At 68.6% G+C, this 13400-nt stretch carries 14 protein-coding genes and 1 tRNA gene; 8 read left to right on the top strand and 7 right to left on the bottom strand.

Annotation, left to right across the window (positions count from 1 at the left end):
- The first annotated feature begins 1 nt into the window (after position 1).
- From DSD19_RS18940 to DSD19_RS18950, 3 genes are all read left to right on the top strand, one after another.
- On the top strand, positions 2 to 1357 hold the full coding sequence (locus tag DSD19_RS18940; protein WP_075786749.1) for a glutamine synthetase family protein: 1356 nt from the start codon (positions 2 to 4) through the stop codon (positions 1355 to 1357).
- Positions 1354 to 2652, top strand: a complete 1299-nt coding sequence (locus tag DSD19_RS18945) for an FAD-binding oxidoreductase (protein ID WP_113670737.1) — start codon at positions 1354 to 1356, stop codon at positions 2650 to 2652. Before DSD19_RS18940 ends, DSD19_RS18945 begins: the two co-directional genes overlap by 4 nt.
- Positions 2653 to 2741: 89 nt before the next feature.
- The gene (locus DSD19_RS18950) at positions 2742 to 3956 is read left to right on the top strand and encodes a DegT/DnrJ/EryC1/StrS aminotransferase family protein (RefSeq protein ID WP_113670738.1); all 1215 of its coding nucleotides are present in this window, start codon (positions 2742 to 2744) and stop codon (positions 3954 to 3956) included.
- Between the two features lie 214 nt (positions 3957 to 4170).
- Here DSD19_RS18950 and rlmB read toward each other — a convergent pair whose 3' ends face one another.
- The gene (gene rlmB, locus DSD19_RS18955; protein ID WP_113670739.1) at positions 4171 to 5004 is read right to left on the bottom strand and encodes a 23S rRNA (guanosine(2251)-2'-O)-methyltransferase RlmB; all 834 of its coding nucleotides are present in this window, start codon (positions 5002 to 5004) and stop codon (positions 4171 to 4173) included.
- Between the two features lie 77 nt (positions 5005 to 5081).
- Here rlmB and DSD19_RS18960 point away from each other — a divergent pair.
- Together DSD19_RS18960 and DSD19_RS22790 are read left to right on the top strand one after the other, a co-directional pair.
- Positions 5082 to 5165, top strand: a tRNA-Tyr gene (locus DSD19_RS18960).
- 54 nt (positions 5166 to 5219) lie between these two features.
- A complete protein-coding gene (locus DSD19_RS22790; RefSeq protein ID WP_371412636.1) occupies positions 5220 to 5837 on the top strand; it encodes a DUF6538 domain-containing protein in 618 nt (205 codons plus the stop codon).
- A gap of 199 nt (positions 5838 to 6036) precedes the next feature.
- On the opposite strand, the gene DSD19_RS18975 is transcribed toward DSD19_RS22790, so the two are convergent.
- From DSD19_RS18975 to DSD19_RS18980, 3 genes are all read right to left on the bottom strand, one after another.
- The gene (locus DSD19_RS18975) at positions 6037 to 6342 is read right to left on the bottom strand and encodes a hypothetical protein (RefSeq protein WP_113670742.1); all 306 of its coding nucleotides are present in this window, start codon (positions 6340 to 6342) and stop codon (positions 6037 to 6039) included.
- A 187-nt stretch (positions 6343 to 6529) separates the two neighbouring features.
- The gene (locus DSD19_RS22605) at positions 6530 to 6655 is read right to left on the bottom strand and encodes a hypothetical protein (RefSeq protein WP_256359800.1); all 126 of its coding nucleotides are present in this window, start codon (positions 6653 to 6655) and stop codon (positions 6530 to 6532) included.
- Positions 6656 to 6861: 206 nt separating this feature from the next.
- Complete coding sequence (locus DSD19_RS18980; RefSeq protein ID WP_113670743.1) at positions 6862 to 7056, bottom strand: heavy-metal-associated domain-containing protein; 195 nt, start codon at positions 7054 to 7056, stop codon at positions 6862 to 6864.
- Positions 7057 to 7267: 211 nt separating this feature from the next.
- On the opposite strand from DSD19_RS18980, the gene DSD19_RS18985 reads away from it, so the two are divergent.
- Positions 7268 to 8233: a pirin family protein gene (locus DSD19_RS18985; RefSeq protein ID WP_113670744.1), complete on the top strand. Its 966-nt coding sequence runs from the start codon at positions 7268 to 7270 to the stop codon at positions 8231 to 8233.
- Positions 8234 to 8241: 8 nt separating this feature from the next.
- Here the strand turns inward: DSD19_RS18985 and DSD19_RS18990 are convergent, their stop codons facing one another.
- Complete coding sequence (locus DSD19_RS18990) at positions 8242 to 9435, bottom strand: benzoate/H(+) symporter BenE family transporter (RefSeq protein ID WP_113670745.1); 1194 nt, start codon at positions 9433 to 9435, stop codon at positions 8242 to 8244.
- 107 nt (positions 9436 to 9542) lie between these two features.
- On the opposite strand from DSD19_RS18990, the gene DSD19_RS18995 reads away from it, so the two are divergent.
- Positions 9543 to 10118, top strand: a complete 576-nt coding sequence (locus DSD19_RS18995; protein ID WP_113670746.1) for a helix-turn-helix domain-containing protein — start codon at positions 9543 to 9545, stop codon at positions 10116 to 10118.
- An 81-nt stretch (positions 10119 to 10199) separates the two neighbouring features.
- Here DSD19_RS18995 and DSD19_RS19000 read toward each other — a convergent pair whose 3' ends face one another.
- Together DSD19_RS19000 and DSD19_RS19005 are read right to left on the bottom strand one after the other, a co-directional pair.
- Positions 10200 to 10802 carry a nitroreductase family protein gene (locus tag DSD19_RS19000; RefSeq protein ID WP_113670747.1) on the bottom strand — a complete coding sequence of 201 codons (603 nt, stop codon included), beginning with the start codon at positions 10800 to 10802 and terminating at the stop codon, positions 10200 to 10202.
- Between the two features lie 218 nt (positions 10803 to 11020).
- The gene (locus tag DSD19_RS19005; RefSeq protein WP_133260475.1) at positions 11021 to 12355 is read right to left on the bottom strand and encodes a YbhN family protein; all 1335 of its coding nucleotides are present in this window, start codon (positions 12353 to 12355) and stop codon (positions 11021 to 11023) included.
- 366 nt (positions 12356 to 12721) lie between these two features.
- Here DSD19_RS19005 and DSD19_RS19010 point away from each other — a divergent pair, with 366 nt between their 5' ends.
- Complete coding sequence (locus DSD19_RS19010) at positions 12722 to 13294, top strand: hypothetical protein (protein ID WP_113670749.1); 573 nt, start codon at positions 12722 to 12724, stop codon at positions 13292 to 13294.
- The last annotated feature ends 106 nt before the right edge of the window (positions 13295 to 13400 follow it).

Below are 13400 nucleotides of genomic sequence, written 5' to 3' on the forward strand. Positions count from 1 at the left end.
CATGAAAGACTGGCGCGACCAGCTTCCCGAGGCCGCCCGCGCGTATCTCGAGGGGCGCCGCCTCGACGAGGTCGAGTGCATCGTGGCCGATCTCGCGGGCGTCGCCCGCGGCAAGGCCATGCCCGCGGGCAAGTTCGTGACGCAGACCCGGTTCTATCTGCCCAACTCGATCTTCCAGCAGACCATCACCGGCGACTGGGCCGATATCGAGGGCCGGGCCTTCACCGAGCCCGACATGATCCTGACGCCGGATTTCAGCACCGCTTCGGCCGCGCCCTGGGCCGCCGACTGTTCGCTGCAGGTCATTCACGACGTCTTCGACCAGCAGGGCGAGATGGTGCCGACGGCGCCCCGCAACGTGCTGAAACGGATCGTCAAACTGTACAACGACCGTGGCTGGATGCCGATCGTGGCGCCCGAGATGGAGTTCTTCCTCGTCGCCCGCAACACCAACCCGTCGGAACCGGTGCAGCCGCCGATGGGCCGCTCGGGCCGGCGCGCGGCGGGGCGTCAGGCCTATTCGCTGAGCGCGGTCGACGAATACGGCCCCGTCATCGACGACATCTACGATTTCGCCGAGGCGCAGGGGCTGGAAATCGACGGCATCCTGCAGGAAGGCGGCGCGGGGCAGGTGGAACTGAACCTGCGCCATGGCGACCCGGTGAAGCTCGCTGACGAGATCTTCTATTTCAAGCGGCTGATCCGCGAGGCGGCGATGCGGCATGACTGCTACGCCACCTTCATGGCCAAGCCCATCGAGGACGAGCCCGGCTCGGCCATGCATATCCACCATTCGGTGGTCGATGCGCGGACCGGGCTGAACATCTTCTCGAACGCCGATGGCAGCGAAAGCCCGGCCTTCCTGCATTTCATCGCAGGCATGCAGACCCACATGCCCTCGGTGATCGCGCTGCTGGCGCCCTATGTGAACAGCTATCGCCGCTACGTCCCGGACTTCGCGGCCCCCATCAATTTGCTTTGGGGGCGCGACAACCGCACCACCGGGCTGAGGGTCCCGGTCGCCGAACCCGAGGCGCGGCGGGTCGAGAACCGGCTGGCGGGGATGGATTGCAACCCCTATCTGGGCATCGCGGCCTCGCTCGCCTGCGGCTATCTGGGGCTCGTCGAAGAGCTGCTGCCCCGGCCGGAATTCACCGGCGACGCCTATTCGGGCGACGAGGACATTCCCCGCAACGTGGCCGAGGCGCTCGATCTCTTCGAGGCGGCCTCGCCGATGCGCGAGGTGCTGGGCGAGGAATTCTGCACCGTCTATTCGGCGGTCAAGGAGCTGGAATACAAGCAGTTCCTGCAGGTCATCAGCCCCTGGGAACGCGAACATCTGCTGCTGAACGTATGAACCTTCTCTTCGCCAACGACCGCCGCGGGGCCTATCCCGCCAGCTGGTATGCCGAAACCACCCCGCCGCTGCCGCCTTTCGCGCCGCTTGACGGCGACCGGCGCGCCGATGTCTGCATCGTCGGCGGCGGCTATACCGGGTTGTCGGCAGCGCTGCATCTGGCCCGGGCCGGGCTCGACACCGTGCTGGTCGAGGCCCACCGGGTGGGCTTTGGCGCCTCGGGGCGGAATGGCGGACAGGTCGGCTCGGGCCAGCGGCTGCATCAGGACGCGCTCGAGGCGATGCTGGGCGACGGCCCCGCGGCAAAGCTGTGGCATCTGGCCGAGGCGGCGCGCGGGCTGGTCTCGGACCTGATCCGCGATCACGCCATCGCCTGCGACTTTCGCCCCGGCATCGTCTATGCCGAATGGTCCGACCGGGGCACGCGCGAGGCCCATGCCTATGCCGAAAAGCTGCGCCGCGACTACGATTACGATCTGGTCGAGCCGCTGACCCGCGACCAGCTGCACGCCATCGTCGCCGCCCCCGGCTATCGGGGCGGGGTGATCGACTGGGGCGCGGGCCATCTCAACCCGCTGGCCTACGCGCTGGGGCTTGCCCGCGCCGCGGCCGCGGCGGGCGCCACGATCCACGAGACGACGCTGGTCGAGCGGGTCGATGCGGGCGCCGTGGTGGTGACGGATCGCGGACGGATCATCGCCGACCGGGTGATCCTTGCAGCCAACGGCTATCTCGGGGGGCTCGACCGCCGGGTCGCGGCCCGGGTCATGCCGATCAACAATTACATGGTCGCGACCGAACCGCTTGGGCCGCGCGCGGCCTCGGTGCTGGCCCGCGACGTGGCGGTCGCCGACAGCAAGTTCGTGGTCAACTACTTCCGGCTGTCGCCCGACGGGCGGCTTCTGTTCGGCGGCGGCGAAAGCTATGGCTACCGCTTCCCCGAAGACATCCGGGCGCTGGTGCGCAAGCCGATGCTGCAGGTCTTCCCGCAGCTTTCGGATGTCGCGCTGACCCATGCCTGGGGCGGCACGCTGGCGATCACCCGGTCGCGGCTGCCCTATCTTGGTACGCCCGCGCCGGGCATCTATTCAGCCTCGGGCTTTTCCGGCCACGGGGTGGCGATGGCCACGCTTGCGGGCCGGGTACTGGCCGAGGCGGTGCGGGGCGAGGCCGAGGCCTTCGAGACCTTCGCCCGCCTGCCCTGCCCGCCCTTCCCCGGCGGCGCGGCGCTGCGCGCGCCGCTTCTGGCGATGGCGATGGCCTGGTATGCTTTGCGGGACACAGTCGGGCTCTGATTTCCAATCGTCGCCATCCTGTCACATCTCTGAGTCACTTCCGGTCGGATAGGGTCGTCCATCGAGACGACGTCGGATAAGGTGACCGCATGACCCGCTCCCGCACTGTCTACGATGCCGAACCGATCCCGGAAAGCGCCCGCGCCGAGATCGACCGCCTGCTGCGCACCGGGGACCTGTTCCGCTATACCGCTGCCGCCGACGCGCCGGTCACGCTGCTTGAACGCGATTTCGCGGCGCTTCTGGGCGTTCCCTATGCGCTGGCGGTCTCGTCCTGTTCGGCGGCGCTGTTTCTGGCCCTGAAGGCGCTGGACCTGCCGCGCGAGGCGCGGGTGCTGATCCCGGCCTTCACCTTCGCGGCCGTCCCCTCGGCGGTGATCCATGCCGATTGCGTCCCGGTGCTGACCGAGGTCGGCGCCGATTTCCGGCTTGATATCGAGGATTTCGAGGCCCGGCTGGACGAGGACATCTCTGCCGTCCTGATCAGCCACATGCGCGGCCACACCTCGGACATGGACGCCATCGCCGCCGCCTGCGACGCCCGTGGCATCCCGCTGATCGAGGATGCGGCGCATTCGCTGGGCACGCTCTGGCACGGCCGCAAGATCGGCACGCTGGGCCGGATCGGCTGTTTCTCGTTCCAGTCCTACAAGCTGGTGAATGGCGGAGAGGGCGGGATGCTGGTCACCGAAGACCCCGACCTTCTGGCCCGCGCCGTCATCATGTCGGGCGCCTACGAACATAACTGGAAAAAGCATGACGGGCTTGCCGCGGCCTTTGCCCGCTGGCAGAACCGCCTGCCGCTTTACAACATGCGGATGCAGAACCTCTCGGCCGCGGTGATCCGCCCGCAGCTGCCCGAGGTCGCCCGCCGGGTGCGCGAGGGCCGGGCCAATCACGACCACGTCGCCGCGCTGTTGAACCGGTCGCCCTGGCTGTCGGTGCCGCCGCCCCTGCTGCCCGAGACGCGCGCCCCGGATTCGATCCAGTTCAACCTCGTCGGCTTCGAGACCGACGACGAAGCGCGCGCCTTTCAGGACGCCGCGGCCGCGCTTGGGGTTCAGGTGCAGGTCTTCGGGCTGAGCACCGACAATGCGCGCGCGTTCTGGAACTGGGGGTTTCTCGACGATCTTCCGGGCGGGCCGCGGCGCGATCTGCCCAAGACCCGGGCGATGCTGATGCGGGCCTGCGACGCACGGCTGCCCGCCCATCTGTCAAGGGCCGAACTGGACCGGATCGCAGGGGCGCTGGTGGCCGCCGCCGAGACGGTGAAAACCGCCGAGGCGCGGGCCTATGGGACCTGAGTGCGCTTGACTCGGCCCGGCCCGGCGGCGAGAAGGCACGAACGTTAAAAAAAGGCGCCCGGAATTTCCGGGCGCCAGTCGCGGAACGAGGGACAGTGAAGCAGGACGAAGGCGTTCCGGGCCTCCGCCCTTCGCCTAAAACATGGGACCGCAGCGCGGTCTTTTCCAGCCCGCTCATGGAACTGTGATCCGAAGGCCCGTGGCCGCGTCGGTGTCAGCCGCCGGACGCGGTCTCCGGGCGCACCGCCGCCGCATAAAGCGCGACCGCCGCCGCGTTCGAGACATTGAGCGACCCGAACCCGCCCGCCGCGGGGATACGCACCAGCCTGTCGCAGGTGGCACGGGTCAGTTCGCGCAGGCCCGGCCCTTCGGCCCCCAGAACCAGCCCGACCGGGGCCGCGCCAATCCCGGCAAGCCCCTCGGCCAGCGTGGAGGGCGCCTCGCCGTCCAGCCCGATCAGGCTGTAGCCCAGCTCTTTCAGCTCTTCCATCGCCCGCGCCAGGTTCGGCACCCGCAGATAGGGCTGGCGTTCCAGCGCGCCCGAGGCGGTCTTGGCCAGCGCTCCGGTCTCGGGCGCCGAATGGCGGTGCGGCGCGATCACCGCCCGGGCCCCGAACACCTCGGCCGAGCGCAGGATCGCCCCCACATTATGCGGATCGGTCACCCGGTCGAGCAGCACCGTCAGCGCGGGCCCCGTCCCCGGGTCGCAGACATCGCCAAGCTTGCCCCAGTCCAGCGGCCGCACCTCGAGCGCCGCCCCCTGATGCACCGACTCGGGGTCGAGCGGCGCGGCAAAGCGGCGCGGATCGCATAGTTCGGGCTCGATCCCGGCGGCGGCGATGGCCGGGGCCAGCCGGTCGGCGGCATTCTTCGTCACCACCAGCCGCAGCTTGTCGCGGCGGGGGTTTTCCAGCGCATCGCGCACCGCGTGCATCCCGAAAAGCCAGACTGTCTCGGCCGCGGCGGCCCGCCGCCCGCGTTCCTTCTCGATCACCCAGGTGGGTTTCTTGGCCACGTCATCGCCCCTGTTCCGACAGGCGGCGACCATGGCGTCTCGGCGCGGCCGCCGCAAGGGATTTTCCTGTTGACGCGCCCCCACAGCTTGCGTATCCAGCGCCTCACTCAGGGCGACGTGCTGCAAGGTGCGGCAGCGGACTGTAACTCCGCCGGGGAGACCCACGCCTGGTTCGATTCCAGGGTCGCCCACCATTCTCCTCGCTTTTCAAAGAGTTACGCTCTCTCGTGTACGGGAGATTTACCGACGTGACCTTTACAGTTCGGCCCAAGGGCGTCTTCAAGCGCGGCGCTGTCTACGCCTTGCGATTCACCGTTCCTGTCGAGTTGAGACCGGCGGTCGGCAAGCGGGAAATCATCCGATCCCTGGGCTCCTCCGACCTTGGGGAAGCCCTGAGCCGACGCAGGGAGACCCTTGAGGAAATCAAGGCGCGCTCTTCGCGAAATACGACGGCCCCCAAGCGGTCAGCACACCGGAGACATCGCAAGACACCACCGTTCGAGCAACCGCCAACCGCTGGCTGGCCCAGAGTGACGGCATCAAGCCTTCGACCAAGCAGCGCTATCGACGTATCCTCCAACGCTTCGAGACATTCACCGGCAATGCCGAGGTCTCGAAGATCACCCGCCGCGTGGCCCTCGCCTACATGGACGACCTCCGCTCGACACCCTCGGAGCGCACCGGCCAGCCCCTCTCGCAACGCTCGCTGTCCACACACCAGCCTTGCCTCGCCTCCCACTGGCGCGTCCTCGACTACTGGGGTCTTGTCGATCCCGACCTGCCCAATCCCTTCTCGTCGCTCATGCGGCGCGTGGCGGGGCAAAAGAAGAAGGCGGACCCGAGGGCCAAGAACCTGCGCCCGGTGACACGGGAGGAGGCCGAGGCGCTCCTGAGGTACATCGTCGGGCATTTCCGGCTGAAATACCGGATGGAGATGTTCGTCACCGTCAGGCTGCTCTGGGTCACCGCTTGCCGCCTGCCCGGAAACCCTCTTCTCCGCTATCGCCCTAGCAGCAACCGTCATGGTCTGGCTCTGAAACTCAATGAGTCTGGAGCCTGGCAGTGTCAGGGGTGTTCGCGGGCGGCGGCGACCGTCGCCCGTTGGGCCGCAGGCAGCACCCACAGAGGCACGCAGAGGCAGGCCACGGCAGCAAGGTCAAGGTCGCCCAGCCCTTCCCCGCACAGAACGTCCATGTCGCTCTGTGCGGGCGACGACAGAGCCACGATCAGCACGTCGGGCAGGTCTACCCCTGGCCGGTGCCCGAACAGGTGCGCCACGCGCTCTGCGGGCGACCGAAGCCCGTCTACGGCCCGTGGCAGGCGGTCAGCGCCGAAGGTGGCGGCAAGCTGGCCCGTCGGCATGAAAAACACCAAGCCGCCGTCGGCAAGGTCGGATAGGTCGTGCTGCGGCCCTGCGGGCGCTCGGGGTCAACCGGCAACAGCGCGGCGAAGGGCGCGGGCCAAATCCAGTCGCCACCCATGGGTGCCCGGACACGCGCCGGGCTGGACGCTTCGGCCTATGCGGCAATTGCCGCCATATCCTGCGCCGCCTGTGCCATTACTGCACAACCGACGCTTCGGCTTCGGCGACCATTTCCGGGTGACAATACGAACGCTGAACCTCGTAGTTCGTGCGGTCGTAGTTTTTCAGCACGCCGCCAATATCAACGCCTTCGTCGAGCATGCCCGGCCTCGCGCGTAGGCTCGGGGCAATGGGGCTGGTCGCGCCCTGCACGGTACGGGTCCGGCCGCTTCTGACCCGGGCCGATCTGCACCGCGCCGGTGCCATGATCCCCTGCGACCGCTCTGAGGCAGGCGCAAGACCGGAAGCCGCCCGTTGCGGAGTCTGATCGTCCAGCGTCGCCCGGGTCCGGGCGGGTCAAGGGCCGGTCAGACCGTGGCGGCCGAATAGCCCGCGTCTTCGATCGCGGCCGCGATCTCGGCCTCGGGCAGCGCGGTTTTGGTCTCGACCGTATGGGTTCCCAGGTCGCAGGAAATCTCGGCCGACGGGTCGCGCTGGCGAATGGCCTTCTCGATGGCGGCGGTGCAATGGCCGCAGGTCATGTCGGGCACGCTGAAATTCATCTGGGCATCCTCCTGAGATCCGGAATTTCCCCCTTCATGCAGCTTCCAGCGGCGGGAAGGTCAAGCCCCGAATTGACATTGACGCGGATCGCGCCCGGCCGGGTGGCAAGGACCCTCCGCCGGGACTGGACATCGCGGCGGTCGGCCACATTTTGACCCTGGCGGCCGCGGGGCGCCTTGCGCCACGGGCAGGACCGGCAGGAGACCCGACATGAGCTGGAACCCGACCCAGGACCCCGAAAGCGGCGCGGCGGCCTGCGCCGCGCTGGAAACCCTCATCATTCCGCGCGCCCGCGACATCGGCGGCTTCGAGGTGCGCCGCGCGCTGCCCTCGCCAAAGCGGCAGATGGTCGGCCCGTTCATCTTCTTCGACCAGATGGGCCCCGCCGAATTCCTCACCGCGGGCGGGATCGACGTGCGCCCGCACCCGCATATCGGGCTTGGGACCGTGACCTATCTGTATCGCGGCGAATTCGAGCATCGCGACAGCATCGGCAGCCATCAGATGATCTATCCGGGCGAGGTGAACTGGATGGTCGCGGGCTGCGGCGTGACCCATTCCGAACGGACGAGCGCAGCCACGCGCGGCACCCGGCACAGCCTGTTCGGCATCCAGACCTGGATCGCCCTGCCCGAGGATCGCGAAGAGACCGCGCCGTCTTTCGAACATCACGGCAAGGACGCGCTGCCGGTGATCGAGGCGGGTGGCGTCGAGGCGCGGTTGATCCTCGGCCGGGCCTATGGCGCCGAAAGCCCGGTGACGCTGCCGTCGGAAACCTTCTACCTCGATGTCGTGCTGGCCCCCGGCGCGCGCTTTCCGCTGCCCGACGATCACGAAGATCGCGGCATCCATGTCGCCGAGGGCTCGATCGAGGTGGCGGGCGATCGGTTCGAGGCCGGGCGCATGATGATCTTCCGCCCCGGCGATGCGATTTCCGTCATGGCCGGACCGCAGGGCGCGCGGCTGATGGCGCTGGGTGGCGCGACGCTGAACGGGCCGCGCTATATCTGGTGGAACTTCGTCTCGTCCTCGAAGGACCGCATCGCCCAGGCCCGGGCCGACTGGCAGGCCGCCGACTGGGCCAATGGCCCGTTCCACCTGCCGCCGGGGGACGAGGCCGAGTTCATCCCGATCCCGCCGGAACTGGACCGGACCCGCCCGCGCGCGTGGAAATAAGCGCGCGCTCAGGCCGGGCGCCGGTCCGGCGCCGCTGCGCGGGATCGGCGCGGCGCCAGCACGGCCCCGGTGCCGATGCCCAGCAAGAGCGCCCAGAAGGGCGCGCCGATGCCCAGAAAGCCGATCCCCGACACAGTGGTCATGAAGGTCACCAGCGCCGCCTCGCGCCGCTCGGGCGCGGCCAGCGCCGCATGCAGGCTGGTGCCGATGGTGTTCAGAAGCGCAAGCCCGGCCACGGTGACCACCAGCGCCTTCGGCGCGATCAGGAAAAGGCTGATCACCGCCGCCCCCATCAACCCCACGAGGCAGTAAAGCAGCCCCGCCACCACCACCGCGCGGTAACGGGTGTCGGGGTCTTCGTCCGCCTCCGGCCCCGCACAGATCGCCGCCGTGATGGCCGCCAGGTTGAACGCATAGCCCCCGAAGGGCGCCAGCAGCAAGGTCGTCAGCCCGGTCACCGTCACGCAGGCCGAGACCGGCGGCGCGTAGCCCGCGGCCTTGAGGGTCACGATGCCGGGCGTGTTCTGCGAGGCCATGGTGACGATGAAAAGCGGCAGCCCGACCCCAATCAGCACCGGCAGCGACAGCGCGGGCATCACGAAGGCCGGGCGCGCCAGCGACAGATCGACCGCCGCGCCGCTGTCGAAGGCGCCGGTCACGGCACAGAAGAGGCAGCCCGCCAGCAGCACCGCGGGGATCGCAAAGCGCGGGAAAAGGCGCCGCCCGGCCAGATAGACCGCGCCCATGACCGCGACCAGCGGCAGGTTGTCCTCTGTCGAGGCGAAGATGCCCAGCCCGAACTGGAAAAGGATGCCCGCCAGCATCGCATTGCCGATGGCATCGGGGATCAGATGCGACAGCCTCTCGAACCAGCCGGTCAGCCCGGTCAGCGTCAGCAGCAGCCCGCAGAAGACAAAGGCACCGATGGCCTCGTTCATCGGCACGCCGTCGAGGCTGATCACCAGCAGCGCTGCGCCCGGCGTCGACCAGGCGGTCAGGATCGGCATCCGGTAGCGCAGCGACAGGATCAGGCCGCTGGCCCCCATCCCGAGCCCCAGCGCCAGCATCCAGCTGTTGGCCTGGGCCTGGCTGGCCCCCAGCACGTCAATGGCCTGAAAGATGATCGCGACGCTGCTGGTATAGCCCAACAGGACCGCAATGAAGCCCGCGACCAGATGCGAGATTTTCAGCCCGAAAATCATTCCGCTCGTGCCTTTCCTGTGCCCCGGGGCTAGGACTGTGACGGAGGAGGCCCGGGTTCGGCCGTTATAACGGTCGGACGCTATAGCGCACAAGAGCCGCGACAGGGATGACAGAGACGAAGATCCGGATCAATCTCAGGGCCGCCCGCGCCCGGGCGGGGCTGAGCCTGGCGCAGGCCGCCGACCTGACCGGCGTCAGCAAGGCCATGCTGGGCCAGATCGAACGCGGCGAATCGAGCCCCACCATCGCCACGCTCTGGAAGCTGGCGCGCGGCTTCCAGCTGCCCCTGACGGCGCTGATCGAGGATCTGGTGCAGACCACGGGCAGCTTCACGCCCGCCGCGGCCCGGCCCATGCGCTTCGAGGGCAGCATCGCCATGCGCACGATCTTTCCCTTCGACCCGGTCTTCGGGTCCGAAACCTTTCTGGTGACGCTCGACCCGGGGCAGGTCCACCTGTCGGCCGCGCATGATACCGGCGTGGTCGAGGACATCTTCGTCACGGAAGGCCAGGTCGAGGTGCTGCTGGACGACATCTGGAAGACATGCCAGGCGGGCGACGGGCTGCGCTTTCCGGCCGACCGGGCACATGGCTATCGCAATCGGGCCGACAGCCCGGCCCTGTTCCACAATACCCTGCACTATCCCGGAACCGCACTTTTCGGACCGCCCGAAGACGCCTGACCGAACGGCGCGGCGCCTGACGCCAAAACGGCGGCCCCGTCGGGACCGCCGCGCCTTGCCGGACAGGACCGCCCGGCCGGGTTACTTGCCGAGGGTGATGAAGCGGCTGTCATCCTCGATGAAGGTCTTGGGACCGATCTCGCCCGCATGGGACCCGAAGGGCATCTGCGCGATCAGCTTCCAGCTGGAGGGCACGCCATAGGCCTCGGCCAGCGCGGCATCGGCCACCGGATTGTAGTGCTGAAGGCTCGCGCCGATGCCTTCTTCGGCCAGAGCGGTCCAGACCGCCAGCTGCGCCATCCCGGCGGAATGGTTCGCAAACCCCGGGAACGCGTCGGCATAAAGCGGGAACTGCTCCTGCAGGCCGCGGATCGTATCCTGATCCTCGTAGAACAGCACCGTGCCGGCGCCAGCGGCAAATCCGGCCATCTTGGCGGCGGTCGGCGCGAAGGCGTCTTCGGGAACGATCTTGCGCAGTTCGGCCTCGATCAGCGACCAGGCCTTCTCGCTTTCGGCCCCGAACAGGATGACCGCCCGCGAGCTTTGCGAGTTGAACGAGGAGGGCGCGTGGCGGATCGCGGTCTTGATCAGCTCTTCGACCGCATCGGCCGGGATCGGAAGGGTCTTGCCAAGGGCGTATTGCGTTCGGCGCTTGGACAGCAGGTCGAGCGTCTTGTTGGACATGGGGGAGCTCCTGAGGGGGAATGGCTTCGGGTCTCTGTATTTCGCGAACCGAAACCCGCTTCAATGGCAACTCTTGTTCCATTGCGCACAGCGGACGTGCTTTCGGGGGCCGGAAGAGCGGCCAGCGGCTCTTGACAGGCGACATCACGGGTCCCTGCCATGGGCCGTTATGCTGGCTGTCCAGTTGCGCGCTTGCCCGAAGCGGCCCGACCGACGGCCTAAAGCAGCCGGCGCAGCAGCCAGAACGGCCCGGCGACGAGGCCAAGCAGCAGCGCCGCCTCGACCGGACGCCCCTCGGCCAGAACCGCCATGCTGCCTGCGGCCAGCGCCGCCGGGGTCAGCGCCGGTGCCCTTCGGAGCCGCAACGCCAGCGCCCCGGCCAGCGCCAGCAACACCAGACCGAGGCCCATGGCCAGCAGCTGCGCCAGCGCCCTCAGTTCCGGCGACACGGCGATCTCGGGTCCAAGGGGTTCCAGAAGCCCCGACAGCAGCAGACCGCCGCCAGCCGCGAAGGCAAGACCCGCCGCGATGGCGGGGGCGGCGGGCCGGAGGCGCGCGCCGGCCCGCCGCGCGGTCCGGGCCAGCGCGGCGCGGTTGGTGCGCAGCTCGAACACCCCGGCCGCGACAAGGGCCGCCAGGAACGGCAAAAGCGTATAGACCGCGCGATAAAGGATCAGCGCGGCCAGCGCATCGGCCCGGCCATGCGCCCCGGTCGCGGTCAGGATCGTGGCCTCGAAAACGCCAAGGCCGCCCGGCGAATGGCTGAGAATCCCCAGACTGATGGCAATGCCGAAAACCGCCAGGAATTCGAGAAAGCCGATGGACAGGTCGGGCGGGTAAAGCACGTGCAGCACCAGCCCCGACGCGACCAGATCGAACACCACCGCGCCGGTCAGCGCCACCGCCGTGCCGAAGCCGGGCATCGGAATGCGCCGCCCGAAAACCCGGACCGGCCGGCCCGCGCGGAGGCGGATCGCCCCCCAGATCAGCGCCGTCAGCGCCAGCAGCGACAGACCGATCACCGTCTGCAGCAGCGGCGAAAGCGGCAGAACGCCCTCGATACTGGCCGGATGCACGGCAAGGACCGCGCCATAAAGCACCAGCGCCCCAAGCGAATAGGCGAGACTGTTATGGGCAAACAGCACCGCCACCTGCGAGGCGCCCAGACCGAAGACAGAATAGACCCGGTAGCGCACCCCGACGCCGGTCACATAGGCGGCGCCCAGCAGGTTCGAGACCGCCGTCGCCGCCGCCCCGGTGGCCACCGACACCCGCCCCGGCACCCGACCCGGAGCGATCTCTTTAAGGCACAGCAGATCGAGCGCCCCGATAAAGACGAAACTGACGAGCGTTCCCAGCACCGCAAGCGCGATCTGCGGCCGCGTCACGGCCTGCAAGCCATCGGTGATCTCGGAGAACTCGATCTGGCGCGTGGCTTCGCGCAGCAGCCAGACCGCGATACCGATGAAGGCCGCGGTCAGCAACAGGCGGCCCGTGCGCGCCAGTTTCCTGCGCGGGGCCGGATCGGGCCGGCTTGTCATGCGCTCTGTCACCCGCGCTCCCTCGTTCTCGTCTCACTGGCCTCAGAACGGCCGGGCTCGTCCCTTTTCGCCCCCGGATCGAAGACCGGACCGAAGACCGGATCGGTCGCGGCAAGGCTGTCTGCGGCGCGCTATGACATGCACCGCTTTCGGGGCGTCTCAACCCCTGTTGCGTCATTCCCGGGTGATGGCGAAAGGAAAAACACCCCCTCCGGCCGGGCATGGCCCCGTCCCCGCCCCCCCGCCCCGGCGGGCGACTTTGTCCCCGTGAATTTTCGGGCTGGACCTGCACGCGGCAAACCGCCACTGACATTTCCGCTTGCATCGCCCCATATCCAGTCCGAAACCCCAGCTAGCTATCAGTCAGAGAGGTGCAACATGCCGTCCCTACGGAAGCTCATCGGCCAGGGAGGCCGGATCGCGCTCTTTTTGCTGGCGCTCTATCTTGTCGTGCTGTGCGGACTGCTGATCGGTCCGACCTTCACGGCGGTCTGTCTTGTGGTGCTGGCCGTGGTCGGGGGCTGTGTGCTGTACCTGCGCAACCCGGACCGCGCGGATCGCTGGAAGAGCGCCCTGCCGCGACGCACCCGCCGCGAGACCGCGCCCGCCGCCACCCCGGTCGTGGCTGCATCCGCGACCGACCTGCAGGACCGGCCGGTCCAGCTGCCCGCGCTCCGCGACCCCGCGCTCGACCGCGAGGACGAGCGGCCCCCGCGACTGACCATGCTCGATACGCTGGGCTGGGAAACCCCCGCCGCGATGGCGCGGGACTTCGCCGTGCTGGGCCTAGCGGGCCTCGGGCTGGCGATCGTGGGCTACACCCTGCCGGCCTGGCCGGTCCTGTCCTGGATCGCCGGATTGCTGAAGGTGGTGGGCGTGCTGCTGGTGCTGTTCAGCTCGGGCGTGCTCTATTCCTTCGGGCGCGAACTGTTCTGGCGCGGCCGCGGCTAGACCGTCGGCCTGCCTCACACCCACAGCACGCGGCCCAAGGGCCGCGGACCACGTGGTCAGGTTGCGCGCCGGTGCGGTGTGCGTTAGCCATAATGACGACTAAGCC

Source organism: Rhodovulum sp. BSW8 (assembly GCF_003314725.1).
Classification (GTDB): domain Bacteria; phylum Pseudomonadota; class Alphaproteobacteria; order Rhodobacterales; family Rhodobacteraceae; genus Rhodovulum; species Rhodovulum visakhapatnamense.